The following is a 25,643-nucleotide window of genomic DNA, read 5'->3' as shown; positions in this document are numbered from 1 at the left end:
CGTCGACCGCACCGGACACGTCGCGCCCGGCACCGCTCGCGCCACGTCCGTCGGCGACGACGACCTCCGCCGACGCGCGGGGCCCAGCCGCCCTCACCGGCCCTCCGCCTCACGGTGCACACCTCCCGGCCGACCGTGAGAGCATCGCGACGACCGATGCCCCACCTCGCGTGTCGGACGACGTGATCCCGGTCGTCACCTGGGCCGGCATCGACGACGACGCGGTGGTCGTCAACGCGTACGTCCCCGTCCTCGAACAGGAAGGATCCTGCACGCTCGTCCTCACGCGCGGCGCGGACGTCGTCGAGGTCACCACTGCCGCCGAGCCCGACGCCGAGGTCATGTGGTGCGCGCCGCTCGAGATCCCGCTGACCGACCTGGCGAGCGGCGCCTGGGAGGCACAGACCCGGTACGAGGGATCCGGCTCGACAGGAATTTCCGCCGCGACCACCGTGAGCGTCCCATGACCCTGGACGCGCGGGAGTGCGCGCAGCACCCGAGGTCGCTGACCCGGTTCCTCGTCGCGAGCCTCGCAGCGATCGTCATCGTGCTCACCGGGGTGTCCGGGCCTCTTCCGCGCGCGGCGGCCGCGGACGCGGCGGACTTCGTCCCCGGCCTGCTCATTTCCGACGCTGTCTTCTACGACTACCAGAGCATGACGGAGGCAGAGATCCAGTCGTTCCTCGACGCCCGCGGCAGTGCCTGTGTCGCCGGGGAGATGCCCTGCCTCAAGGACTTCCGGGAGACCACCAGGACACGCCCGCTCGAGGTCGGCCTCTGCTGGCAGTACACCGGCGCCGGCAACGAGTCCGCTGCCCGGATCATCCACAAGGTCGCGACGGCGTGCGAGATCAACCCGCGCGTCCTGCTCGTCACGCTCGAGAAGGAGAACAGCCTCGTCGGGCGCACACGGCCCACCGTGAAGTCCTACCAGACGGCAATGGGGTTCGGCTGCCCGGACACCGCGCCGTGCAACTCCGAGTACTACGGCTTCTCGAACCAGGTGTACCGCGCCGCTCGGCAGTTCCTGGTATACCGGGCGAACGCCACCCGCTACGGCTACCAGGCCGGCCGGACGAACACGATCGGCTTCCATCCCGACGCGACCTGCGGCAGCTCGCAGGTCTACATCGAGAACCAGGCGACGGCGGCCCTGTACATCTACACGCCCTACCAACCGAACGCCGCCGCGCTCGCCAACCTCTACGGATCCGGCGACCGCTGCTCGACGTACGGGAACCGGAACTTCTGGCGGATCTTCAGCGACTGGTTCGGCGATCCCACCACCGGACGCGCGCTCGTCCGCACCGCGGCCGACGACCGCGTCTACCTGCTCGTCGGCCGAGAGCGGCACCACGTCGCTGACTCCTCGCTCTACCAGACCCTGCGGTCACGGCTCGGAGCCGTCGGGGTCGTCTCGCCCGCAGCCCTCCAGAAGTTCGTCGACGCCGGACCCATGAAACGGGTCGTCCGTGACCCCGCGGACGGGGCGCTCTACTGGCTCGCGAACGGGATGCGTCACCGATTCCCCTCGTGCTCGACCGTCACCGCCTGGACGGGCGCCTCCTGCGCGTCGTCGTACGTCGACCTCACGACCCGGCAGATCGGTGCCTTCCCGCAGGGCGCGACCCTCGGGACGACCGTCTCCGCCGACGAGCAGTCCTGGTCCATCTCGGGCGCGCGACGCCACGAGATCCTCGACGAGCGCTCGCGCACGGCGGCGGGCCTGCCCCCCGTCCAAGCGGCCGTCGCGGGCGCCGTCGTCGCACCCGTACCGGTCGGCGCCCCGGTCGTCCGCGACGCGGTCGTCGCGACCGACAGGGCGTCCGGAGCAGCGTGGCTGCTCGCCGACGGCAGCAAGACCGCGGTCCCGACCGGGCTGCTGGCGACCACGCCGATGCGTGACCTGGTCGCGGGCAGGCTTTCGACGGCCTCGCTGTCGCAGGTCCCTGGGAGTGCCACGATGTCCCCCGTCCTGGCAGGGCCGGGAGGTGCGGTGTACCTCCTCGGAACCAGAGCGGCCTGGCGTGTCCCGCCTTCGACGACGACGGGTCGGCCCAGGACCGTCGTCCCGCAGTCCGTCCTCGACGCCCTGCCACGGCAGACCTCCGTCCAGGACCGGACCGTCTTCCTGCAGGAGGACGGGCAGCCGACGATCTGGGCGGTGCAGGACGGCGGCCGACGTGCCGTCGCCCGGTGGGCAGACCTCGTCGCGGCCGCGGGGACGACGCCGGAGATCATCTCCGTACCGGGCACGACCCTGCGCGCGTTCCCGGACCTGGGGCCGACGCTCGCGGTCGGTTCACTCGTGAAGGACCCGACGTCGCCCCAGGTCTATGTCGTGGACGGCTTCTTCGCTCTCGTCCCGGTCGAGTCGTTCTCCGACACACGGTCGCTCGGGCTCGGTACCCGGGTCACCACCGTGCCGGCGAACACGCTCGGCTCCTACCGTGCGGCAACGGCTCCCCTCGCGCCCGTCGTCGACTGCCCGACCGTCCGAGGGCTCGGGATCTCGGGCGCGGTGATCCGTCGGCCGTCGTCCACGGTCGAGCCAGCGACGCTCCCGCGGACGGCGCTGACCTCCGGGGCCTGCGCCGCCCTGGCGTGGTCGCCGGCCGCGCCCGCCACCGGACGCGTGTTCGTCAAGGGCGGCGCGGCCACCGTCTACGTGCTCGACGACGCACATCGACGGGCGGTGGCCAGCTGGTCCGAGCTCATCGCCCTGAACGGCGGGCAGACACAACCTGCGATCGTCGTGCTGAACGACGCCGCCCTCGCACGGATCCCGCTCAGCCCGGTCGGCTGACCGACGACCCACCGGCCTCGACCGCGTCCACCGTCGGACCGCGTCGACGCCGCGTGACCGCCGACGTCACCCCCCACGCCGTCGCCCCGACGAGAGCGATCGCGAGTGCTGCCAAGCAGGCGTTCCAGGCGGGGGGCGTAAAGGTCACGCTGACCGTCTTGCCCTCCGATGCTGCGGGGACGTCGATCGTGAGGAGGTAGCCCCGCAACGACTCTCCCTGGGTGGCACCGACGACGTCGTAGCCCGGCCAGTCCAGCCGGGAGAGGACGACCTGGCCGCCGTCCGCCGGGACCTCGTCGACCTGGAAGCTGACACTTCGCGAGTCAGTCTCCACCGACGAGAGAACGATCCCCGGGTCGGACCACACGACGCCGCCCGCGCCCGCGACCGGCTCCTCGCGGACCCACACGGCACTGGTCTCGTCGCGCGTCACCTCGGTCCAGCCGACCGGCGGCGAGGCGTTCTCGTAAGGGTCGGCCTGTCCCTCCTTCGGTGCACCTGGACGCGCGAGGACCTGTACGGCGTTGACCGACAGGAGGTCGAGCACGGACCTCCCCGTGGTCGGGTCTTCCTCGAACAACGTGTCGAAGACCTCCCAGCACACCACGCCGTGCGCGTCCATGCACAGCTCCTCGCTGAACGCCCGGTGCGCGATCGGCGAGTAGACGTTCACGACGTTCGCGTCGTTGAGGTACCACGCGTTGGCGTACAGGGTGCTGCGCCACCACTCCCCGTCGAACGTCGGCTTCCCCACCACGAGGACGTCGCCGTCGACGCCGGGAAGCGCGTGCGTGTAGTCCGACCGCGACGCGGGGAGTCCGAAGTCGGGGAGCGGCGACCGGGGGAAGAAGAAGTGCTGGGCGGTCGTGACCAGGAGCGTCCCGAGGATCACCACGCCCACGAGCGACCACCCGCGGCCGTCACGGGCGAGCAGGCGCAGGACGAGGACGACACCGGCACCGGCGAGGACGGCGCCGAGCCCGATGACCTTCCACCAGCCCGGCGACTCGAACCAGGCGAACGCCGCGCCCACGGCGACGAGGACCAGGGCGCCGACCAGCCGGCCACGGCTCGGCTTGACCGACGCCCGGCTCAGGAGCACCCCGAGCAGCACGAGCAGGACGAGCGAGAGGTAGGGCAGCACGCGGCCGGGGAACCGCAGGGGGCCCATGTCGCTCGGCCCGAAGGCGAGAAACGCGGCCGTCGCGCCCACCGCCAGCAGGCCGGACAGCGACCTCCAGAGCGGCCGGGCACGGCTCGGGGAGACGAGGACGACCAGCGGGACCACCCACGCGACGTACATGAGCGGAGCCGACACGGGCACGGACCAGAACCCGGTCAGCCAGGGCTGCGCAAGCGGTGTGCCGGCGGTTGCCAGCCCGGAGAGGTCAGGCGACATGAAGTTCGTGTTGAAGACCGAGTCGTCCCCTCGCACCGTCACCGGCGCGGTCAGGACTCCCGGCAGGTAGACGGCCAGCGCGACCAGACCGAGCAAGGCTCCCACGCCCAGCACGCGGAGAACGTCGCGCCACCGTCGCGCCAGGACACCGTCGAGCAGCGTCGCCGCGATCACGACACAGAGCATCAGCGTGCCGTGGACGTACCCGACCGTGATGAGCACGTAGCCGAGGACGAAAGGGACGACGGGATTGCCGCGAGCGAGGAGCGTGCGCCGGAGACCCCACCACACCCACGGGAGGAGAGCCCACACGAAGAGAGCAGTGACCCACGACGCCGCGTCGATGTACAGGGTGAACCCTGTGAACGGAACGAGCACCGCGACGACCGCCGACCAGGGGCGCGACCCGCGGTAGGAGCGCACCAGGAGGTAGACGCCGCCGCTCGAGATCGCCAGAAAGGCGATCTTCACGACCGTGCTGACCAGAATCGCGTCGCCGACGCTCGCCGCGAACAGGCCGATCAGCCAGACCACGGGGTTGAACAGTCCCCACTGCCCCTCGGCGACGTAGTTCCCCGCCATCCACCGTGAGGGTTCGAAGAACGGAAGCTCACCCTGCAGCAGGTGGCCGCCGAGCTGGACCCAGATCGGGTAGGCGCCGGCCTGCGTGTCGTCCGCGAAGTAGAAGCGAGGCTCGAAGAGAAGTGGCACGAGAGCGAGGACCACGACCGTCGCGACGGCGGCGAACGCCCATCGAGAGTCCCGCCCCGCGGTCGACGGCTCGACAGAGACGTCGTCGGACGGGGCTCGCGCCACGTCGGACGTCGACACCGTGCTCATGCGGTCCCCCGCCCCCGTGCCACGATCACGCGTCCACGCCCCCGCTCTCGAGGCTCGTACCCCGCGCGAAGTGGGGTGCGAGCTTGTTGTCGACCATCGACAGCGCGGAGCCGATCGCCATGTGCATGTCGAGGTACTTGTACGTACCGAGGCGTCCGCCGAACAGCACGTCCTTCTCGCCCGCGGCGAGGTCGCGGTAGGCCAGGAGGCGCTGTCGGTCGGCCGCCGTGTTGACGGGGTAGTACGGTTCGTCGGACTTCTCCGCGAAGCGCGAGAACTCGCGCATGATGACGGTCTTGTCGGTCGGGTACTCCCGCTCGGGGTGGAAGTGACGGAACTCGTGGATCCGCGTGTAGGGGACGTCGGCGTCCGCGTAGTTCATGACCGACGTGCCCTGGAAGTCGCCGACCGGGAGCACCTCTTCCTCGAAGTCGAGCGTGCGCCACGAGAGGTCGCCCTCGGCGTAGTCGAAGTAGCGGTCCACCGGGCCCGTGTAGACGACGGGGACGTTGCCGACGACGTTGCGCTTGCTCACGGGCTGGGACTCGTCGAAGAAGTCCACGCCGAGCCGCACCTCGATGTTCTTGTGGTCGGCCATACGCTCGATCCACGCGGTGTACCCGTCGACGGGCAGGCCCTCGTGAGTGTCGTTGAAGTACCGGTTGTCATACGTGTAGCGCACGGGCAGGCGCGAGATGATCGACGCAGGAAGGTCCCGGGGGTCCGTCTGCCACTGCTTCGCGGTGTACTCACGGATGAACGCCTCGTACAGCGGGCGCCCGATGAGGGACACGCCCTGCTCGTCGAGGTTCTCCGGCTTCTTGCCTCCGAGCTCGGCGGAGAGCTCCTTGACCAGCGCGCGAGCCGCGTCAGGGCCGTGCGCCGACCGGAAGAACTGGTTGATCGTGCCGAGGTTGATCGGCATCGGGAAGACCTCGCCCCGGTGGGTGGTGTACACCCGATGGACATAGCTCGTGAACGCCGTGAACCTGTTGACGTACTCCCACACCCGCTCGTTGGAGGTGTGGAAGAGATGGGCGCCGTAGCGGTGCACCTCGATGCCGGTCGACTGCTCCGCCTCGCTGTAGGCGTTGCCGCCGATGTGGGAGCGGCGGTCGATCACGAGGACCTTCCGGCCGTGCTCCTCGGCGATCCGCTCAGCAACGGTCAGGCCGAAGAAGCCCGATCCCACGACGACAAGATCCGCGTCCACTCATACTCCTCGGTAGGGATGACAACCGGAACAGACTAGCCGCCCCGCCGAACCCCGGGCCGCCCAGTCGCACGCGGGTCCTGTTCGCCACGAAATGTTCACCTTCCGGCCGTCGGCCGTCGCGCTGGGACCAGAGTTCGCCAGACCCCGCTCAGCCGGAGCGCCGGAGCCGGATCCAGGTCTGGTAGAGCGAGCGGCGTAGCGTCTCAGGGACCAGACGGTAGCCGCCCCGGACCGCGACGTTGCGCGCCGCCTGGCCGAGCGTCGTGAACCCCTCCCGGCGGAGTCGTCGCTGAAGCTCGAGCTCGGAGCGCAGGAGCGTGCTCCCGCCACGACGGGCATAGGCACCGGCCCCTACCCGGTAGCGCACGAGCGGCTCAGGGACGTTCGCCATCCGTGCACCATGGGCGACGAGCCGTGCGAAGAGCCAGTAGTCCTCCATGAGCGGCAGGTCCTCATAGCCGCCGACGGCCGCCACCACCGAGCGGCGGTAGACGACCGTCGGGTGGTTGAAGGGGGAGGCGAACCGCGACGTCTCCGCGATCTCCCGCGCGCTGAGCGGAGGCACGCGCACGAGGCCCGGGGTCTCCCCGTCGAGGTCGCTCCCGAACTCTTCGATGGCGGACCCGACGACGTCCAGGCCGCCAACCACCAGGGGGACCTGCACGGCGAAGCGACGCGGGCGGCTGATGTCGTCCGCGTCCTGGCGCGCGACGATCTCGTGCGAGCAGGCAGCGAGACCTGCCTCGAGGGCGAGCGCGAGCCCGACGTTCTCCTCGAGGTCGACGCGGACCACCGGGACCACGCTCTGGGACGTGAGCTCCGCCAGAGCCTCCGCGAGCTCGGCACCGACCGGACCGTCCCGCACCACGACCACCTCGGCAGGACGAAGCTCCTGGTCGTCGACCACCGACCGAAACGCACGCCGGAGGTAGTCCGGCCGATCACCGCGATAGACGGGAAGAAGCACCGAGAAAGGCGAGGTCACGCCGTCGCCCGGCCTCGGGCGCGGTCAAGCCTCTCGACCGGACCACGGTCGGCGGTCGCACCGCGCAGGACGTCGGCGTTGGGGCGCGGCGAACGGAGCACGCCATCCCTCAGCCCTCGCGCGCCGCTGCGCACCAGGACGTGGCGGCGGCGCGACCGCCGAAGCGTGCGCGCCCAGCGCCTCACGGTCGCGCCACCGTAGAGCAGTCGCTCCCAGGGGTCGAGAGACGACGACCTGGTGAGCATCCAGACCTTGTTGCGCACCTCGTAGTAGAAGCGCTCACCGGGGTCTGCGTCCGTCGCGCCGAAGGTCTTCGTCCGGTGCTCGACAACGCTCCCGTGCACCGCGAGCCCGGTGCCTCGACGCAGCAGCCGCGCCGAGTACTCGAAGTCGTCGTTCCAGATGAAGTAGTCCGCGACGGGGAGCCCGTGGAAACGGACGGCCCGCGCGTCGACGAGCATCGACACGAACGAGGACGACCGCACGGGAGTGCTGCCTGCGGCGTGGGCGGCGGCGAGCTCGCTCGGTGTGGCGCCCGGACGGATGCGCGGCGTGTTCATCGGATGGTCCCGACCGTCGTGCCACACGACCCGGCTCCCGAGGAGGGCCACCGCGCCGACGTACTCGTCCCGTGCCTGGAGGAGAGCGGCCAGCGCGCTCGGAGTCGGGATCGTGTCGTCGTCCATCAGCCAGACGAGCTCGGCACCCAGGACGTCGATCGCGTGCGCGATCCCGATCGTGAACCCCCCTGCGCCTCCCGTGTTCTCGTCAAGGGCGACCACCGTCGCCTCGACCGGGTGCCTGGCAGCGACATCCTTCGAGCCGTCGTCGGACGCGTTGTCGACGACGACGACGGCGTCGGGTGCGCGATCCTGAGCAGCGAGCGCGTCGAGCGCCTCGACGAGCAGCTCGCGGCGGTTGTAGGCGACGACGACCGCGACGACGCGGGGGCGTGGAGTGGTGGACGTTCCGGGCACGCGGAGCAGGCTACCGCGTACCGTCGAACGAGCCGGTGCGCGACGAAGCGCGCAGGGCCGCGATCTCCTCGCGCAGGACCCGGACGATACGCTCCGCCGCCCCCGGCGCGCCGAACAGCACGTCGACGTTGCGCGCCTGGACCGGGCCGAGCTCGTCGCCGTCCGCGAGCACGTGCTGCACCGCTCGCCGGGCACCGGCGACATCGTCGACGACGTGGGTGCCTTCGACGACCTTCCGCCCGACCGCTGTGAACGGCCGGTGGCCGGACCGTTCGAGGAACACCACCGGCTTGGTGAGAACCTGGAACTCCACGAGCATGCTGAGCCCGTCGGTGATCATCACGTCGGCTGCTGCGAGCACCGGCGCGTACTGAGTCCCCAGCACGACCCGAGTGTTCTCCAGCGCGTCCCAGCGTTCCCGCCAGTCGGCCATCTGCGCCGACGTGAAGGGCGACGACGGCCGCTTCGTATAAGGCAGGAGCGCCGGGTGCGGCATCCAGACGATCTCGACGTCCCCTTCGCGGGCCCACTCGAGCATCTCCTCCGCCACCTCGGGAAAGAGGCCGAAGCGGGTCCATCCGCTCCCGATCGTGTGATGGGACGACCAGACGACCCGTGGCCGGGGCGTCCTCGCGGGCTGCTCCCTCCGGACGGGCCAGTCCGGCGCGGCCGCGCGGAGGACGTCCAGCTTGGGATGGCCGACGACCCGGAACTGGCGGCCTTCCAGCAGGCCCTCTCTGACGGCGGCACTCTGCGCCTCCTCGTTGGCGCAGAAGACGAGCCAGGCGGCACGGTGCAGCTCGGCGTCGACCGCCGTGTCCTTCGTCGTCCCGCGGGGACCCGGGACGTTCTGCACGAGGTTCATCGTCTCGTAGGGAACGAGGCACAGCCGCGCGAAGTCGAGGAACTCGACCGCGAGCAGGTCGTCGACGTCCCGGTCCCACTGAGACTGGCGGATGACGATGTCCGGTTCGAGCGCCTTCACGAAGCGGAGCACGTCGCTCACCCGATCGGTGTCGGCGCGCAGGTGGCGGACCCCCCGGGCGGTGAGTGCCTCGTGGACGACGTTCTCGTCGCTCAACGGGCCGACGCCGTCGAACCGTCGGGGAATCGACACCACGATCGGGTCGAAGTCCTCGGACTCCACCATGATCTTCACGACCTCGTCCAGGCTGTCCCACGCCTCTGCGTGGTGGACGAGAACCACGACGCGCGTGACATGACGCGCGAAGGCACCTCGGCGAAGAGCGAGGTTGACCGTGTCGTGCAACGCCGAGAGGGAGCGTGCCCCCTCGACGGCCCACGTGGCCTGGGCCCGTTCGAGCTCACCGATCCGAGCCCCCAGCGTGGCGTTCTCCTCGCGGAGCGCCCTCGTCTCTCGTACCAGGTCGTCGAGAGCGTCGTGGGCACGCCGGGCCGTCTCGTCGATCCGCAGGACGTCATCGCCAGTCCTCTGAGTCCGCTCGTCGACGGCGACGATGCGACGGGCAAGAGATCTGAGCGTGGAGAGCGACCGGCGGACCGTAAGCACACACACCTCGCGTTCGGGGCGACGAGCCGGGAAGCATCCATGCTCCCCTTCGAGCGTAGGCTAGTGCACTCGTGGGCAGCTGCCGGCGAGGGCGTCTGTCTCGTTCTTCCGAGACGCCCTCCTAGGTCCCCGACACAACTCCTCCACGTCGTGGCCGCTCACCGGTCGCCGCGAGACCGCAGGCCGCGCCTATGCTCGTTCCCCGTGAGCTCTCGTACCCGCACCCAGACCCGCGATGCGGCGGCCGACCAGCCGTCGCGCGGTCCGGCGCACGCGCGGGCCATGAGGGCTCACGGGACGGCCCGCGCCGTCGGGCTCGTCGCCACGGCGGTGCTCGCGTTCGGCGCGGTCGGCGGCGCCGCCGCGGTGTCGAGAATCCAGGGGAACATCGCGCCGTCGGACGGGCTCGAGCTCCTGACGGACCGACCTGAGCAGCCCACCCCGGACCCGAGCGACCCCAACGCCGGGAAGCCCCTCAACATCCTCGTGATGGGCTCCGACGAGCGCGGCGGCGAGAACGGCCACGAGGTCGCGGGCGTCGAGGGGATGCGCTCGGACACCACGATCCTCGTGCACGTCTCCGCCGACCGGACGCGCGTGGAGATGATCTCGATCCCCCGTGACTCGCGCGTCGACGTCCCGGCCTGCCACACGACGAACGGCAAGACGACCGCGCCGGCCAACACGCGCTTCAACGCCGCGTTCGCGAACGGCGCGACCGTCGGCGGTGACGTCGACTCGGCCGCGGCGTGCACGACCCAGACCGTCGAGAGCCTGACCGACGTGTTCGTCGACGGCTTCGTCGTCGTCGACTTCGCCGGATTCCAGAACATGGTCACGGCGATCGGCGGCGTCCCCATCTGCATCCCCGAGCCGATCGACTCGCCCAAGGCGGACCTTCGGCTGGACGCGGGGATGCAGACGCTCGACGGTGCCCAGGCGCTCGGGTTCGCGCGGGCGCGCTACGGCGTGGGCGACGGCTCGGACCTCAGCCGTATCGGCCGCCAGCAGCAGCTCCTCGCCGCGACGGTGAACCAGGTGCTCTCGAAGAACGTGCTCGCGGACCTCGGCCAGATCTACGGGTTCGTCGACGCGGGCACCAAGTCTCTGACCATGAGTGCCAACCTGTCGTCGCTCCCGAGCCTCGCCGGGCTCGCCTTCAGCCTCAAGGGCGCGACGAGTGGCAACATCACCTTCATGACCGTCCCGAACACGGCAGACCCGAAGAATCCCGACGCGACGGTCGTCTGGACCCCGGAGGCCGACGAGCTGTGGGCGAAGGTGCGGGCCGACGAGCCCGTCGTCGCCCCGTCGCCGGAAGGGCCCGCGGTCGGCTCCGACGCCGCCACGGACGACACCGCTCCGTCGTCGGGTACCGAGGAGACCCCCGTGGGGACCGGAGAGGCCGCGCCGGAACCGGCTCCGGTGCAGACGAAGGAAGCCGGCAAGGAGGCGTTCTCCGCCGCCGACGAGACCGCGCAGTGCGGGTGACGCCATGACAGACCCCTCGCGCGACCCCCGGTCGCTCCCCCCGAGCTTCACGCCCCAGGGCGGCCGCGCCCCGCGTCCGTCGTCCGTCGACGACGCGATCGCCGTGGGCAACAGCGGGCGCGCCCCGGCGCGCCCCCGCCCCGCCGTGCCCGACGACGCCGTGCGCCTCGAGCCCCGCATCAAGCGCCAGTCGTCGCGCGAGATCCCCGTGACCCCCGCACGCAAGGGCACGCCGCCGCCGGCGCCGCCCGCGCGCGGCGCACGCGCGCGGACGAGCTCCGCGGCGTCCGCGCTCCCGCCGTCGGTCGCGCCGTCGCGCCAGCCCCGCCAGGCGACGGCGGCACCTCCGCGCGTCTCGTCGTCGCCCCACGCGGGTGCGCAGGCCGTGCCCACGACGACGCGGAGCCGTCCGGGCGCGGCGCCGCGGCCGAGCACCGGCCGACCCGGTGGCGGGGGTGGGCGACCGCCGTCGGGCACGGGGACCCCTCGAACCGGCGGGGGCGGGTTCCGCGTCCGCAAGGGCCGCGTCGTCGGGCTCGTCGCGTGCGTCGTGATCGTCGCGCTCCTCGCCTGGCCGGTCGGCCTGCTCATCTGGGCGAACGGCAAGATCCAGCACGTCGAGGCCCTCTCCGGTGCGCCCGGCACGCCCGGGAACACCTATCTCCTCGCGGGCTCCGACGCGCGCGGCGAGGGCATCAGCGAGGACGGCACCGAGGGCGCGCGCACGGACACGATCATGGTCCTGCACGCCCCGCCGAGCGGCCCGGTCGCGCTCATCAGCCTGCCGCGCGACACCTACGCGGAGATCCCGGGCAACGGCGCGAGCAAGCTCAACTCGGCGTACTCGTGGGGTGGCCCTCCGCTGCTCGTGCAGACGGTCGAGCAGCTCACCGGCCTCACGGTCGACCACTACGTCGAGGTCGGGTTCGGCGGGGTCGAGGGCATCGTCGACGCCGTCGGCGGCGTCGAGCTGTGCCTCGACTACGACGTGAACGACGAACGCAGCGAACTCGTGTGGACCGCCGGGTGCCACGTCGCCGACGGCCACACCGCGCTCGCGTTCTCGCGGATGCGCTACTCCGACCCGAAGGGCGACATCGGCCGCGCCGAGCGCCAGCGCCAGGTCGTCGGCGCCATCAGCTCGAAGGCGGCGAACCCGAGCATCCTGTTCCGCCCCGGCGACCAGGTCTCGCTGCTGGACTCCGGCCTCGGGTCGCTCACCGTCGACGAGAGCACGGGCATCGTCGACCTCGGCAAGCTCGCCCTCGCGTTCCGCAAGGCCAACGGCCCCGACGGCATCACGGGCACGCCGCCGATCTCGAACCCCGACTACCGCCCGGGCGGGAACGTCGGGTCCACCGTGCAGCTGAACCCCGAGACCGTGGGGCAGTTCTGGATCGACATCCGTGACGGCAACCTCGCCCCCGGCCAGGTGGGTGGGCTACCGCAGTAGAGGCTGCGGGTCTCACCACCAGCCGAGCGCGGGACCGAGCCGTTCGCGGAGCACCGGGACCATGGACGCCGTGTACGTCGCGGTGAGGTGGTGCTCGTCGCGATAGACGAGACGGCCGCCCTGCACGAACGGGCACACGTCATCGGGGCAGATGACGTCGTCCACGTCGACGAACCGCACCGCGTCGGCCGGCTCCAGAGCGAGCGTCGTCGTCGGATCCTGGTCGTCCAGCACCGAGCTCCTCGGGACGGCGCAGACCGTCGGGTCCGCCCCGTGCTCCGCGACGCACGCGACCGCGTTCACCGGCAACCACGGGTTGTCCCGGAGAGCGACCACCCCGATCCCCCGTGCTCCGAGGCGTTCCCACGCCCGGACGTACGCCCCTGGGACCGCCTCGTGCTGCCCCGCAGCCGCCGGTGCCGGCCTCGTGGACGTGGTGAAGACGACGTCGGGGTGCCGCCGCTCCAGCTCGACGAGCGCGTTCTGCGACCAGGCGAGGCACGTCGGGTCGCCGGCGAGGATCTCCTCCATCCCGTCAGCGCCGTCGATGAGCGAGCATCCCCAGCGGATCATGGTGTCGACACGGAATCCCTCGAGCTCTCCGACGTGGGCGAGAGCGTCGATCCACTGTTCCGCGTGGGAACCGCCCACGACGGCGACGACGCGCTGCGCGTCGAGGTCGCCGTAGGAGCAGACCGTCACCGTCGTCTCGCCCGCCTGGACACCGCATCCGTCGAACACGGCGCGCACCTTGTCCTCGCTGGCCGACAACGGGTCGGGCACGGGCCGGAGCCCGGGGGCCGTCGAGAAGACGAGCGGCTCCGCGACGGCCATCGCCCCGGGGTGGGTCGTCAGGTCCTGCCCGGCGGTGTCGACCGAGGCGCGGACGCTGCGCACGTGCGCGCCCCAGACGAGCGGTGCGGCCACGACGGCGACGCCGAGGACGACCACCACGGCGGCCGTCCCGCGGCCGCGCCACCGCTGCTGCGCGGGACGCGCGGAACGAGGCGGCGTCGACGACTCAGCACGCACCGCCCGGAGCGGATCCTCCACGGCGTGCTTGGTCACCACGGCGAGGAGCGCCGACAGGACGAGGACCCCGGTCCCGGCGAGCCAGCCGACCGGGCGCTCGCGCACGACCACCGCGAAGACCAGGACGGGCCAGTGCCACAGGTAGAACGCGTACGCGTACCCGCCTGCCCGTGCCAGCGGGCGCCACGCGAGCAGCCGGGTCGCGCTGCCGCGTGGCATCGGACCGGCACCCGCGGGCACAGCACCCGCGACGACGACCAGTGCCGCTCCCACCACCGGAACCAGGGTCGCCGGCCCCGGAAAGGCCGTCGCGCCGTCGACCACCGCGCCCGTGACGAGCACGAGGACGAACCCGACCCAGCCCGCCGCGACGGCGATCGAGCGGCGAGGACGCACGCGCAGGGCGAGGATCGCGAGCAACGTCCCGGCGAGGTACTCCCAGGCACGGGCCGCCGTGTCGTAGTACGCGAAGCCCTGGTCGACCCGTGCCGAGAACGCCGCATACAGGAACGACGCGCCGGCGAGGGCTGCGACGACCCCGTGCAGGACCGTCGACCGACGCTCCACCCCCGCGCGGCCGGCGAGCCACCAGGCCACGAGGAGCAGGAGAGGGACGAGGACGAAGACCTGCCCCTGGACGGACATCGACCAGACGTGCTGGAGCGGGCTCCGGCCCACGTCCGCGGCACCGTAGTCGCCGTCGGCGAGCGCGAGCCGCCAGTTCTCGACGTGGAGCAGCGCGGCGAGCGTGTCGGTCGACACGTCCGCCCAGCGCGTCTGCGGCAGCCACCAGGTCGTCGCGGCGATCACGGCCGCGAGCACCAGCACGAGCGCAGGCAGCAGCCGGCGGGCGAGGCGTGGGAGATAGGTCCGCAGGTCGACCGGCGTCCCCCGGGCGAACGTCCGCAGCAGGCCGCCGCCGACGAAGAACCCGGAGAGCAGGAGGAAGACGTCGACACCGCCCGAGACCCGGTGGACCCAGACGTGGTAGACCGCGACCAGAGCGACGGCGACCGCACGGAGCCCGTCGAGGTCGGCCCGGTACGGTGTGCGGCCCGTGCTCGTCGGGTGCTCCCGGACGTGCCGCGGACGAACCGGATGGGCTCCGGCCGCCGGTCCGTCGTTCCTGACCTCCGGGTACGTGTCGGTGATCGCCACGGCGCCTCCGCTGACCGCTCCGCCGCGCGACGGGCGCTCGTCGACGAGGCGGTGCCCGGTCAGCAGACGCCGCCCGACGGGCGGGACCAGCCGTCCAGCCGGTCTCGTGCACGCTAGGGGTGGTCGGTGGCGCCGGGCTGTCGTGACGGTGAACGACGCCGGACGATCGGGTTGCTAGCCGCCGAAGCCCGTACGCTGCTCCCCGGACCTCGACGCGCGCAGGCGCGCACCCTTCGCGCGCGCCTGGTCGCCCAGGTCCGCCTGGAAGGCGACCATCTTCTCCCGCAGCCGCGCGGCGTCGTCGTCGGTGCCGGCCGCGAGAATGCGCGCGGCGAGCAGGCCCGCGTTGCGCGCCCCGCCGACGGAGACCGTCGCGACGGGGACGCCCGCGGGCATCTGCACGATCGACAGGAGCGAGTCCATGCCGTCGAGGTGGCGCAGCGGCACGGGGACGCCGATCACCGGCAGCGGCGTCACGGCGGCGAGCATGCCCGGCAGGTGCGCCGCTCCCCCGGCGCCCGCGACGATCACGCGCAGGCCGCGCTCGGCGGCGCCGCGCCCGTAGTCGATCATCTCGACGGGCATGCGGTGCGCCGAGACGACGTCGACCTCGACGGGCACGCCGAACTCGGCGAGCGCGTCGGCCGCGGCCTCCATGACGGGCCAGTCGGAGTCCGACCCCATGACGATGCCGACGACGGGGTTCTCGCTCATGCTCGCTCCTCGTTCGGGGTGCCCTCGGGGCCCTCGCCCCGCAGGATCGCGGCTGCGGCCAGGGCCCGACGCCGGGCCTCGCCCAGGTCGTCGCCGCTCACGTTCACGTGGCCCAGCTTGCGCCCGGGGCGCACGCCCTTGCCGTACAGGTTGACCTTCGCGTCGGGGAAGGCGGCGAGGACGTCGGGCAGCGCGTCGGTCAGCTCGCCGAGCGTCGAGCCGAGCACGTTCGCCATGACGGTCCAGCGGGCGGTGGCCGTCGTGTCGCCGAGGGGCAGGTCGAGCACGGCCCGCAGGTGCTGCTCGAACTGGCTGGTCACCGCGCCGTCGATGGTCCAGTGCCCGGAGTTGTGCGGGCGCATCGCGAGCTCGTTGACCAGCACGCGCGGCCCGTCGTCGCCCGGGACCTCGAACATCTCGACCGCGAGCACCCCCGTGACGCCGAGGCCCTCGGCGATCCGGACCGCCGCGTCGCGGGCACGCTCCGCCTCGGCCTCCGTGAGACCGGGCGCGGGCGCGATCACCTCGGCGCACACGCCGTCCCGCTGGATCGACTCGACCACGGGCCAGGTCCGCACCTCGCCCCGACCGTCGATCCCTCCGGACGGACGGCGCGCCACGAGGACGGCCAGCTCGCGCGTGAAGGGCACCTTCTCCTCGACGAGGAGCTCGGGGCCGCCCGTGGCGGCCGCCTCGATCCACTCCGCGACCTGCTCGGCGCCGCCCTCGGCGACCGACACGACGCGCACGCCCTTGCCGTCGTACCCGCCGCGCGCCGTCTTCACCACGGCCTCGCCCCCGACCTCGGCGAGGAAGTCCGCGAGAGCGGTGCGGGCGGCGTCGGGCGCGGTGGGGAGCGCGGCCCAGCGCGGGCACGGCACGCCGAGCTCGGTGAGCCGGCGCCGCATGACGATCTTGTCCTGCGCGTGCACGAGCGCGTCGGGTCCGGGACGCACGGGCGTGCCGTGCTCGAGGAGGTCGGTGAGCAGCGCGTTCGGGACGTGCTCGTGCTCGAAGGTCAGCACGTCCGCCGGGGCGGCACCCGCGGGGGCGATGAGCGAGCGGATCGCGGCCTCGTCGGACGCGGCGCCCACGGGCGCGTCGACCACCACCTGGGCCGCGGACGTGTCCGGGGCCTCGACGAGCACGCGCAGGTGCACGCCGAGCTCTCCGGCCGCGGGGGCCATCATGCGCGCGAGCTGTCCTCCGCCGACCACGGCGATCACTGGGGCTGCCACGTGCACCCACCCTAGTGCCTGGGCGGCGCGGGACCGCGCGTCGCCCGGACTCCGGACCGTCGGCTCCTCGGCCCCGCGACCCGGTGGCCGCCCCCGGCACCCGGGCGACGCTCAGGAGCGGCCGGTAGCCTCGGAGGGTGACGAGCGACCTGGACCGGCGAGCCGAGGCGAACGCGGCGGCCCTGCCGCGGCGCGAGCGCGTCCTCGCCCGGGTGCGGGAGCTCGCGAAGTTCGGGTCGGTCGGGGCGGTCGCCTACGTCGTCGACCTGGGCCTGTTCAACCTGCTCAGCTTCGGACCGGGCGAGGTCCTCGGCCACAAGCCGCTCACCGCCAAGATCGTGTCCGTCACGGTCGCGACGCTCGTCGCGTGGGTCGGCAACCGCTACTGGACGTTCTCCGCACGCCGCACCCAGGCGCGCGGCCGCGAGCTCGCGGCCTTCGTCGTCGTCAACGTGGGCGGGATGCTCATCGCGGTCGGCTGCCTCGCGATCTCCACGTACGCGCTGGGCCTCACGTCCCCGCTCGCCAAGAACGTCTCCGCGAACGTCGTCGGGCTCGCGCTCGGCACGGCGTTCCGCTACGTCGCCTACCGACGCCTCGTGTTCACGGGCGACCGGGCGCGGGACGACGTCGCCGGCCGGGAGACCGCGACTCCCTGACGCCCCCACCGGGACCCGGTCGCGTCAGCCGCGGCGCCGGCGACGACGCCCGTGCGCGGAGACCGCGACCCCCGTCGGCAGGACGACCCGCGGGTCGAGGCGCCGCGGCACCCCCGCGAGGAAGAGCGCGAACACCGCGGGCCGACGCTGCGCGAGCTCGAGCCGACCGCCGTCGGACGCCGCGAGGTCGCGCGCGAGCGCGAGACCCAGGCCCGTGCCGGCGCCGGAGGTCACCTCGCGCTCGAAGATCCGGGGGGCGAGGTCGTCGGGGACGCCGGCGCCCTCGTCCGACACCTCCGTGACGATCGCACCGCTCGTGCCGGACGGGCGCGCGCGGACCGTCGTCGTCCCGCCGCCGTGCTTGAGCGAGTTCTCGATGAGCGTCGCCAGGACCTGCGCGAGCGCCCCGGGCGTCGCGAGCACCTGGTACTCCGCGGGGACGTCGACGACGAGCTCACGGCCCGCCTTCGCGAACGTCGGGACCCACTCCTCCTCCTGCTGGTGCACGACGTCGAGCAGGCTGACGGCCTCCGTCGTCCCGCCCTGCGCGCGCCGCGACGAGGCGAGGAGGTCGTCGACGACGCCGACCAGTCGCTCGACCTGCTCGAGCGAGATCCGGGCCTCCTCCTGGACGGCCGGGTCGTCCGAGGCCATCGAGATCTCCTCCAGCCGCATGCTGAGCGCCGTGAGCGGCGTGCGGAGCTGGTGCGACGCGTCGGCGGCGAACTGGCGCTCCGCCGCGAGCCGACCCGCGAGCCGGTCGGAGCTGCGCGCGAGCTCGGCGGCCACGAGGTCGATCTCCTCGACCCCCGACGGCTCGAGCCGCGGGCGCACCTGTCCCGACCCGAGCTGCTCGGCGGACGCCGCGAGGTAGACCAGCGGCGCCGAGATGCGGTTCGCCTGCCACACCGCCATCCCGATGCCCGCGGCGAACGCGACGATGGCCGCGGCGACGACGAGCAGCACGACCTGCGCCGCCTGGAGGTACGCGTCCCAGTAGGAGACGGTGAGCGTGACGAGCGCACCCGACTCGGAGTGCAGCGGCTGCTCGATCCCCCGCCCGGTGATCTCCTCGCCCGCCGTGAGCACCGTCCCGTCGGGCAGGGTGACGTAGACCTGCGCCGGAGGGTCGCTCGCGCGGGGCTGGACCGCGTCCGTGATGACGTAGTCGGGGATCTCGTCGCCCGCGGCGAGGCGGGCGTCGATCGAGCGCGAGAGGCGCTCGACGCGCGACGTGACGTCGTCGACCTCCCCCTGCAGCACGAACCGCGCGCCGTAGAACGCGAGCGGGAACCCGAGGAGGATGACGGCGACGGCCACGGCCGCCACCGTCGCCTGCAGCATCCGACGCCGCACGCTGCTCCTCGCTCCCCGTGTCCCTCGTCCCCGGTCGGGGTCGGTCAGCTCTCGCCGGTCTCGAAGCGGAAGCCGAGACCGCGGACGGTCGAGATGTAGCGCGGCGCGTTCGCGTCGTCGCCGAGCTTGCGGCGCAGCCACGACACGTGCATGTCGAGCGTCTTGGTCGAGCCGACCGGCTCGGAGCCCCACACGTCGCGCATGAGGGCGTCGCGCACGACGACCGAGCCCGCGCTGGCGACGAGCACGCGCAGCAGCTCGAACTCCTTGGTGGTCAGGTGCAGCTCGCGCTCGCCCTGGAACGCGCGGTGCGCGGAGACGTCGATGCGCACGTCCTGCGCGGCGAGCTCCTCCTCGTCCACCTGCTCACCGTGCGAGCGGCGCAGGAGCGCCCGCACCCGGGCGAGCAGCTCGGCGAGCCGGAACGGCTTCGTGACGTAGTCGTCGGCACCGGCGTCCAGGCCGACGACGAGGTCCACCTCGTCGGCCCGGGCGGTGAGCACGAGCACCGGGGTGGTGAGACCCTTGTGCCGGATCTCGCGCGCGACGTCGAGGCCGTCCATGTCCGGAAGGCCCAGATCGAGCACCACGATGTCCGCACCGCTCGCGGAGTCGATCGCTCCTTGACCAGTTCCTTGGACGACGACGTTGTAACCCTCACGTGTCAGTGCGCGCGCCAAAGGTTCGGCAATCGCCGGGTCGTCCTCCGCTAGCAGTACGTGGGTCATTCGCTCATGCTAGGGCATCAGTACGACTTCGGTCCCATCGTGTCTCGTGAACTCTGCGACCCTGGTCGGACGCCCCGCCGCCGCCCTCTGCCTAGGCTTGACGCATGGGATGGTACGAGCGGCTCGGGCAGTGGTCCGACGAGCACCGGTTCGGTGTGGACCTCACCGTCACGCTCGTCCTCGCCGTCGTGTTCGTGCCCGCGTCCGCGGCGTTCTCCTCGGCCGGCGCGAGCGGCGTCGGCACGAGCGGCGGCTGGGCCGCGTTCTGGGCGGCCCTCCTGCTCGCCCCGCTGCCCTGGCGCCGGTCCAACCCGCTCGCGTCGTCGATCACCGTGTACTCCGTCGCGCTGGTGCACCTGCTGGCCGGCTACTTCCTGATCTTCCCCGCCGACTTCGCGGTGCTGGTCGCGCTCTACTCGGTCACGGTCTACGGGCCCCGCTGGGCGCACCGGACGGCCATCGTGTCCTCGCTCGTGGGCGCGGTCGTCCTCGGGGTGGCGCTCGGCCTGATGTCCGGTCGCCTCACCGACCTCGCGACGATGGTCTTCTTCACGTCCGCGTTCGGGGGCATGACGTTCCTCGCGGTGTGGGCGTTCGGCCTCGTGCGCCGTTCCCGGCGCGAGACGATCGCCGCGCTCGTCGACCGCGCGGAACGCCTCGAGGTCGAGCGCGACCAGCAGGCGCAGATCGCGACCGCCGCCGAGCGCGCCCGCATCGCGCGCGAGATGCACGACATCGTCGCCCACTCCCTCTCCGTCATCATCGCCCAGGCCGACGGCGGCCGGTACGCCGCCGCCCACGACCCCGACGCCGCGACGCGCGCGCTCGCGACCGTGTCCGAGACGGGCCGCACGGCCCTGGCGGACATGCGCCGGCTCCTCGGCGTCCTCCGGACGGAGCAGCCGCGCGTCGCCGCGCCGCCGGGAGCCGCCGTCGGGCCCGGGGGCACCCTCGCGCTGCCGGGACGGGGGCCGGCGGGCGCGCCGCCCGCCGGCTCGCCGTACGGGCCCGCCGCACCCGGCCACCCGGCGCCCGCGAGCGGCGCGACGGCGGCGCTCGAGCGCGCCCCGCAGCCGGACACCGCCGACCTCGAGACGCTCGTCGCACAGGTGCGCGACAGCGGCATGCGCGTGTCCTTCGTCCGCGTCGGCCAGGCGCGACCGCTGCCCCCCGGGGCAGGGCTCACGGTCTACCGCGTGTGCCAGGAGGCCCTGACCAACGTGCTCAAGCACGCCGGCCCGGACCCGGAGGTCACCGTCGTCGTGCGCTGGGGCGCCACCACGCTCGACCTCGAGGTCGAGGACGACGGGCGCGGCGCCTCGGCCGCCGCCGCGGCGCACCAGGAGGCCCGGCCCGGCGGTTACGGCGTGCTGGGCATGCGCGAGCGGGCCGCGCTCTTCGGCGGGTCCGTGCAGGTGGGCCCGCGTCCCGGCGGCGGGTTCCGCGTGCACCTGCGCATCCCCGTGCCCGCCCTGCCCGGCGCGGCCCCCGGACCGGCCGCCCTCCCCCGACCCCCGGGTCGGGTCGTCCCCGCACCCGCGCCCGCGGCGTCGGGCAGGATGGCCCCGGGCCACCCGGCCGCCGCGACGGCCCCGCCGCCGCCGGCCGTCGACGCGGAGCCCCCGCACCCGGCCCTCGACCGACCGACCGACAGGACGCCATGACCGACGCCCTCCCCGACCCCGGCGGCGCGTACGCCGCCGACCCGCTCGCGCCGGTCGAGCCCGTGCGCATCGCGCTCGTCGACGACCAGCAGCTCGTGCGCGCGGGCTTCCGCATGGTGATCGACTCGCAGCCCGACCTCACGGTCGCGGTCGAGGCGGGCGACGGCCTGCAGGCGCTGCGCCTCCTCGCGGACCACCCGGTCGACGTCGTGCTCATGGACGTCCGCATGCCGCACCTGGACGGGCTCCAGACGACGGCCCGGCTCACCGCCGCCGCGGCCGACGGCGGGCACGCGCCCAAGGTGATCGTGCTCACGACGTTCGACCTCGACGAGTACGTGCTCGAGGCGATCCGCTCCGGCGCGAGCGGGTTCCTGCTCAAGGACGCGCCGCCCGAGGAGATGCTCGCGGCGATCCGCACGGTGCACCGCGGCGACGCCGTGATCGCCCCGTCGTCCACCCGGCGCCTGCTCGAGCACCTGGTGACGGCGCTGCCCGCCGAGCAGGCCGACGACTCCCCCGCGCACGCCGCCGTCGAGGGTCTCACCGAGCGCGAGCGCGAGGTGCTCGTCCTCATGGCGCGCGGCCGGTCCAACACGGAGATCGCGAGCGACCTGTTCGTCGCCGAGGCGACGGTCAAGACCCACGTCGGCCGCATCCTCGCCAAGCTCGGCGCGCGCGACCGCGTCCAGGCCGTCGTCACGGCCTACGAGACGGGCCTGGTCCGCCCGGGCTCCTGACTCCCGACCGTCCCGACGGCGCCCCACCGGTCCCCGGACCCGTGGGGCGCCGTCGTGTCAGCCCTCGGCCCGGGTCGGGTACGACCACGGGATGACCCTGCTCGCGTGCAGGACCCGACCCTCGCCGGACGCGGCGGGGCGGGCCGGGTCCGTAGCGTCGTCCACGATCCCCGGCGCACGCCTCCGACCACCGGACCGGCGTGCCGCACGACGGCCCGACGACGAACTCGACGCACTCAGGAGATGACGTGGACACGACCGTGTACCGACCCGCCGACCCCGCCCCTGCCGGCCCGCCCGCGGTGCGGGCCCGCTCGCTGCGCAAGACCTACGGCACGGGCGAGGCAGCGGTGCACGCGCTCGACGGCGTGGACGTGGACTTCGAGCGCGGCCACTTCACGGCCATCATGGGGCCGTCGGGCTCGGGCAAGTCGACGCTCATGCACCTGCTCGCAGGGCTGGACACCGCGACGAGCGGCCACGCCTTCATCGGCGACACCGAGGTCACGGGCCTGAACGACAACGCGCTCACGCAGCTGCGCCGCGACCGGGTCGGCTTCGTCTTCCAGTCGTTCAACCTGCTCCCCATGTTCACGGCGGAGCAGAACATCACGCTGCCCGTCGAGCTCGCGGGCGGCAAGGTCGACCGGCCGTGGTTCGACACGCTCGTGCGCACGCTCGGGCTCGAGGCACGCCTGAGCCACCGCCCGAGCGAGCTCTCCGGCGGCCAGCAGCAGCGCGTCGCCATCGCGCGCGCCCTCATCGCCGGTCCGGAGGTCGTCTTCGCGGACGAGCCGACGGGCAACCTCGACTCGCGCTCGGGCGCGGAGGTGCTCAGCTTCCTGCGCCGGTCGGTCCGCGAGCTCGGCCGCACGATCATCATGGTCACGCACGACCCGACGGCCGCCGCGTACGCGGACCGCGTCGTGCTCATCGCCGACGGGCGGATCGCGGGCGACATCAGCGACCCGACGCCCGAGTCGGTGCTCGCCGGGCTCGACGCCCTGCGCACGCTCGAGGCGCCGGGCGCCGACGGCTCCGCCCCCGCGTCGCAGGCGGTGCGCGCCTGATGCTCCGCCTCACCCTGGCGCAGATGCGCCGCAGCATCGGCCGCCTCGTCGCGGCCGGCGTCGCGATCGTCATCGGGACGGCGTTCGTCACGGCGACCCTGATCGCGGGCAACGTCATCACCCAGACCACGAACGACTCGATCGCCGCGCAGTTCGCCGACGCGGACCTCGTCGTGTCCGCGCCGAGCGACCTCACGGCGTCCGACGTCGACGCCCTGCGTTCCGTGAGCGGCGTCGACGCGGTCGACGCGGTCCAGTTCACCTACCTCGACCTGTCGCACGGCTCGAAGCGCGTGTTCCAGCTCGGCGTCCCCGCGCCCTCCGACCCGCGCTTCGAGGCGCTCGAGGTCGTCGAGGGCTCCATGCCCACCGCCTCGGGACAGGTCTCGCTGCCCACGGCCGTGGCCGAGCGCCTCGGCGTCGGGATCGGCGACGCCGTCACGAGCTCGCGCAACGTGTGGGACGCCTCCGCCCCCGACGGCGGCGCGTACGAGGAGGTCCGCGACGAGCTGACCGTCGTCGGCACGACCGACGACCCGTACGGCGCGTACGCCCAGATGGGCGGGGCCGTCGTCGTGACGGCGGAGGACGTCGCCGCGTGGGAGGCCGCGCAGGCGAGCCCCGACGACCCGGAGCGCCTGTACTCGGCGGCGATGGTCGGGCTCGCGCCCGGCACGGACCTCGAGACCGCGCGCACCGCGCTCGTCGCGGCGTCGCCCGACGATGCCCAGGCCGTGACGCCCGACGAGCACGCCCAGGCGCAGACCCGCAAGATGACGGGTGACCAGGACGTCTTCACGTACGTCATCCTCGGCTTCGCCGCCGTGGCCCTGCTCGTCGCCGCGCTCGTCATCGCCAACACGTTCCAGGTGCTCGTCGCGCAGCGCACGCGCACGCTGGCCCTCCTGCGCGCCGTCGGCGCGAACCGGTCGCAGCTCGCCCGGTCGGTCCTGACGGAGGCGACGATCCTCGGCGTCCTCGCGTCGGTCGGCGGCATCCTGCTGGGTGGCCTGCTCACGCAGGTCGCGCTCCTCGTGGCCCGTGGCGCCGACCTCGGCGTGCCGATCCCGGCGACCATCACGGTGACGCCCGCGGTCGTCCTCGTCCCGCTGCTCGTCGGGACCCTCGTCACGGTCGTCGCGTCGTTCGCCCCGGCGCGCGCCGCCACGCGCGTCGCGCCGCTCGAGGCGCTGCGCCCCTCGGACGCGCCGAACCTCGCGCGCGGTGGTGGGCGCGCGCGCCTCGTCGTCGCGACCCTGCTCACCCTCGGGGGGCTCGCCGTCCTCGGCGGCGGCATCTGGCTGGGCAGCACCGGCAGCCCCGAGATCGGCCTCCTCGCGGGGGTCGCGGGCGGCGCCCTGTCGTTCGTCGGCGTCCTCGTCGGCGCCGTGTACTGGCTGCCCGGGGTCGTGTCGTTCGTGGGCCGGCTGCTGGCCGGCACGGGATCGACGGCGCGGCTCGCCACCGCGAACACGCTGCGCAACCCGCGCCGCACCACGGCGACCAGCACCGCGCTGCTCATCGGCGTCACGCTCGTCGCGATGATGTCGACCGGCGCCGCGAGCGCCCGGACGTCCCTCGACGCCGCGCTCGACGACCAGTACCCGGTCGACGTCCTCGTCGCGACGGACGCCTACGGGTCGACCGAGGACGCCGTGCCGAGCGACGTGGTGCGCGCGGTCTCGGGGACCGAGGGCGTCTCGCGCGTCGTCGAGCTCTCCGGGGTCACGGTCACGCTGCTCGACGGCGCCGAGATCACGATGCACGGGGTCGACCCGGACCAGGCCCGCGCGGTCGTGCGCTCGCCCGACGTGCTCGCCGCGTTCGCCCCGGGCACGGTCATGGTCCCCGAGGCCGACGCGGACGCCTGGGACGTCGCCGAGGGCGACACGCTCGAGCTCACCGGTCCGGACGGGGGGACCCTCGACGTGACGGCCCACGTCGGGGCCATCGGGGACGGCTGGCTCCTCGACGCGGACGACGCGAAGACCCTCGCCCCGGACGCCCTCGTGTCCCGGCTGTGGGTCGGGCTCGACGACACGGGCGACGCGACGCAGGTCGTGCCCGCGATCCAGGACGCGATCGTCGAGTCGGACACGCCGGTGGAGGTGGCCGGCATCGCCGTCGAGCGTGCGGCCATGCAGAGCGTCATCGACACGATCCTCGGGGTCATCGTGGGGCTGCTCGCGGTCGCCGTCGTCATCGCCCTCATCGGCGTGGCGAACACGCTCTCGCTCTCCGTGATCGAGCGGCGACGCGAGTCGGCGACGCTGCGCGCGATCGGCCTCAGCCGGGCGCAGCTGCGGTGGATGCTCGCGATCGAGGGCATGCTCATCGCGGGCGTGGGCGCGGTCCTGGGCATCGTGCTGGGCGTCCTGTACGGCTGGGCGGGCGCGGCGACGGCGCTGAGCGTCATGGGCGACGTGTCGCTCGCGGTGCCGTGGCGGGACGTCGCGCTCGTGCTCGTCGTCGCCCTCGTGGCGGGGCTCGTCGCGTCCGTCGTGCCGGGCCGGACCGCTGCCCGCACGTCGCCCGTCGCGGCGCTCGCCGTGGACTGAGCCGCGGCTCGCCCAGGCCTCACGGCCG

Annotated in this window: 19 protein-coding genes; 9 read left to right on the top strand and 10 right to left on the bottom strand. The window is 73.2% G+C overall.

Going from position 1 to position 25,643, the window contains the following annotated elements:
* The first annotated feature begins 170 nt into the window (after positions 1 to 170).
* Positions 171 to 467 carry a hypothetical protein gene (locus ACTJIY_RS10390; RefSeq protein ID WP_440675028.1) on the top strand — a complete coding sequence of 99 codons (297 nt, stop codon included), beginning with the start codon at positions 171 to 173 and terminating at the stop codon, positions 465 to 467.
* On the top strand, positions 464 to 2,806 hold the full coding sequence (locus ACTJIY_RS10385) for a hypothetical protein (protein ID WP_440675029.1): 2,343 nt from the start codon (positions 464 to 466) through the stop codon (positions 2,804 to 2,806). Before ACTJIY_RS10390 ends, ACTJIY_RS10385 begins: the two co-directional genes overlap by 4 nt.
* On the opposite strand, the gene ACTJIY_RS10380 is transcribed toward ACTJIY_RS10385, so the two are convergent.
* The 5 genes from ACTJIY_RS10380 to ACTJIY_RS10360 form a co-directional block, all read right to left on the bottom strand.
* On the bottom strand, positions 2,790 to 5,045 hold the full coding sequence (locus ACTJIY_RS10380) for a hypothetical protein (protein WP_440675030.1): 2,256 nt from the start codon (positions 5,043 to 5,045) through the stop codon (positions 2,790 to 2,792). The two genes, ACTJIY_RS10385 and ACTJIY_RS10380, sit on opposite strands and share 17 nt — an antisense overlap.
* Before the next feature lie 25 nt (positions 5,046 to 5,070).
* Positions 5,071 to 6,258, bottom strand: coding sequence for a UDP-galactopyranose mutase (gene glf, locus ACTJIY_RS10375; protein ID WP_440675031.1), 1,188 nt, complete (start codon positions 6,256 to 6,258; stop codon positions 5,071 to 5,073).
* 151 nt (positions 6,259 to 6,409) lie between these two features.
* The gene (locus ACTJIY_RS10370) at positions 6,410 to 7,228 is read right to left on the bottom strand and encodes a glycosyltransferase (RefSeq protein ID WP_440697237.1); all 819 of its coding nucleotides are present in this window, start codon (positions 7,226 to 7,228) and stop codon (positions 6,410 to 6,412) included.
* 14 nt (positions 7,229 to 7,242) lie between these two features.
* The gene (locus ACTJIY_RS10365) at positions 7,243 to 8,223 is read right to left on the bottom strand and encodes a glycosyltransferase (RefSeq protein ID WP_440675033.1); all 981 of its coding nucleotides are present in this window, start codon (positions 8,221 to 8,223) and stop codon (positions 7,243 to 7,245) included.
* A 10-nt stretch (positions 8,224 to 8,233) separates the two neighbouring features.
* The gene (locus ACTJIY_RS10360) at positions 8,234 to 9,430 is read right to left on the bottom strand and encodes a UDP-N-acetylglucosamine 2-epimerase (protein WP_440675034.1); all 1,197 of its coding nucleotides are present in this window, start codon (positions 9,428 to 9,430) and stop codon (positions 8,234 to 8,236) included.
* 528 nt (positions 9,431 to 9,958) lie between these two features.
* Here ACTJIY_RS10360 and ACTJIY_RS10355 point away from each other — a divergent pair.
* Positions 9,959 to 11,245: an LCP family protein gene (locus ACTJIY_RS10355; protein ID WP_440675035.1), complete on the top strand. Its 1,287-nt coding sequence runs from the start codon at positions 9,959 to 9,961 to the stop codon at positions 11,243 to 11,245.
* A 4-nt stretch (positions 11,246 to 11,249) separates the two neighbouring features.
* Complete coding sequence (locus tag ACTJIY_RS10350; protein WP_440675036.1) at positions 11,250 to 12,698, top strand: LCP family glycopolymer transferase; 1,449 nt, start codon at positions 11,250 to 11,252, stop codon at positions 12,696 to 12,698.
* Between the two features lie 12 nt (positions 12,699 to 12,710).
* Here ACTJIY_RS10350 and ACTJIY_RS10345 read toward each other — a convergent pair whose 3' ends face one another.
* From ACTJIY_RS10345 to ACTJIY_RS10335, 3 genes are all read right to left on the bottom strand, one after another.
* Positions 12,711 to 14,888: an acyltransferase family protein gene (locus tag ACTJIY_RS10345; RefSeq protein WP_440675037.1), complete on the bottom strand. Its 2,178-nt coding sequence runs from the start codon at positions 14,886 to 14,888 to the stop codon at positions 12,711 to 12,713.
* A gap of 174 nt (positions 14,889 to 15,062) precedes the next feature.
* Positions 15,063 to 15,602, bottom strand: a complete 540-nt coding sequence (gene purE, locus ACTJIY_RS10340) for a 5-(carboxyamino)imidazole ribonucleotide mutase (RefSeq protein ID WP_440675038.1) — start codon at positions 15,600 to 15,602, stop codon at positions 15,063 to 15,065.
* Positions 15,599 to 16,840, bottom strand: a complete 1,242-nt coding sequence (locus ACTJIY_RS10335) for a 5-(carboxyamino)imidazole ribonucleotide synthase (protein WP_353708670.1) — start codon at positions 16,838 to 16,840, stop codon at positions 15,599 to 15,601. Before ACTJIY_RS10335 ends, purE begins: the two co-directional genes overlap by 4 nt.
* Positions 16,841 to 16,977: 137 nt before the next feature.
* Here ACTJIY_RS10335 and ACTJIY_RS10330 point away from each other — a divergent pair, with 137 nt between their 5' ends.
* Positions 16,978 to 17,499: a GtrA family protein gene (locus tag ACTJIY_RS10330; RefSeq protein ID WP_440675039.1), complete on the top strand. Its 522-nt coding sequence runs from the start codon at positions 16,978 to 16,980 to the stop codon at positions 17,497 to 17,499.
* Between the two features lie 24 nt (positions 17,500 to 17,523).
* Here the strand turns inward: ACTJIY_RS10330 and ACTJIY_RS10325 are convergent, their stop codons facing one another.
* Positions 17,524 to 18,855 carry an ATP-binding protein gene (locus ACTJIY_RS10325; protein ID WP_253053115.1) on the bottom strand — a complete coding sequence of 444 codons (1,332 nt, stop codon included), beginning with the start codon at positions 18,853 to 18,855 and terminating at the stop codon, positions 17,524 to 17,526.
* A gap of 44 nt (positions 18,856 to 18,899) precedes the next feature.
* Positions 18,900 to 19,583 (bottom strand): response regulator transcription factor, encoded by a 684-nt coding sequence (locus ACTJIY_RS10320; protein WP_031316534.1) that lies wholly within the window; start codon positions 19,581 to 19,583, stop codon positions 18,900 to 18,902.
* 104 nt (positions 19,584 to 19,687) lie between these two features.
* Between ACTJIY_RS10320 and ACTJIY_RS10315 the strand changes: the two genes are divergently transcribed.
* The 4 genes from ACTJIY_RS10315 (at position 19,688) to ACTJIY_RS10300 (ending at position 25,615) form a co-directional block, all read left to right on the top strand.
* Positions 19,688 to 21,247: a sensor histidine kinase gene (locus ACTJIY_RS10315; RefSeq protein ID WP_439158137.1), complete on the top strand. Its 1,560-nt coding sequence runs from the start codon at positions 19,688 to 19,690 to the stop codon at positions 21,245 to 21,247.
* Positions 21,244 to 21,987, top strand: coding sequence for a response regulator (locus tag ACTJIY_RS10310; RefSeq protein WP_253053111.1), 744 nt, complete (start codon positions 21,244 to 21,246; stop codon positions 21,985 to 21,987). The genes ACTJIY_RS10315 and ACTJIY_RS10310 overlap by 4 nt, the downstream gene beginning before the upstream one ends.
* Before the next feature lie 248 nt (positions 21,988 to 22,235).
* Positions 22,236 to 23,057: an ABC transporter ATP-binding protein gene (locus tag ACTJIY_RS10305; protein WP_253053109.1), complete on the top strand. Its 822-nt coding sequence runs from the start codon at positions 22,236 to 22,238 to the stop codon at positions 23,055 to 23,057.
* A 23-nt stretch (positions 23,058 to 23,080) separates the two neighbouring features.
* Positions 23,081 to 25,615: an ABC transporter permease gene (locus ACTJIY_RS10300; RefSeq protein WP_440697236.1), complete on the top strand. Its 2,535-nt coding sequence runs from the start codon at positions 23,081 to 23,083 to the stop codon at positions 25,613 to 25,615.
* Positions 25,616 to 25,643: the final 28 nt, after the last annotated feature.

The organism is Cellulosimicrobium sp. 22598 (assembly GCF_052044445.1).
Lineage (GTDB): Bacteria > Actinomycetota > Actinomycetes > Actinomycetales > Cellulomonadaceae > Cellulosimicrobium > Cellulosimicrobium cellulans_G.
Note: the sequence above shows the minus strand (reverse complement) of the source record. Positions and strands in the feature narration are given on the sequence as shown.

Coding starts and splice junctions, on each gene's coding strand:
- ACTJIY_RS10385 (WP_440675029.1), top strand. CDS start 464: ATGACCCTGGACGCGCGGGAGTGCGCGCAGCACCCGAGGTCGCTGACC.
- ACTJIY_RS10380 (WP_440675030.1), bottom strand. CDS start 5,045: ATGAGCACGGTGTCGACGTCCGACGTGGCGCGAGCCCCGTCCGACGAC.
- ACTJIY_RS10350 (WP_440675036.1), top strand. CDS start 11,250: ATGACAGACCCCTCGCGCGACCCCCGGTCGCTCCCCCCGAGCTTCACG.
- purE (WP_440675038.1), bottom strand. CDS start 15,602: ATGAGCGAGAACCCCGTCGTCGGCATCGTCATGGGGTCGGACTCCGAC.
- ACTJIY_RS10320 (WP_031316534.1), bottom strand. CDS start 19,583: ATGACCCACGTACTGCTAGCGGAGGACGACCCGGCGATTGCCGAACCT.
- ACTJIY_RS10315 (WP_439158137.1), top strand. CDS start 19,688: ATGGGATGGTACGAGCGGCTCGGGCAGTGGTCCGACGAGCACCGGTTC.
- ACTJIY_RS10310 (WP_253053111.1), top strand. CDS start 21,244: ATGACCGACGCCCTCCCCGACCCCGGCGGCGCGTACGCCGCCGACCCG.
- ACTJIY_RS10300 (WP_440697236.1), top strand. CDS start 23,081: ATGCGCCGCAGCATCGGCCGCCTCGTCGCGGCCGGCGTCGCGATCGTC.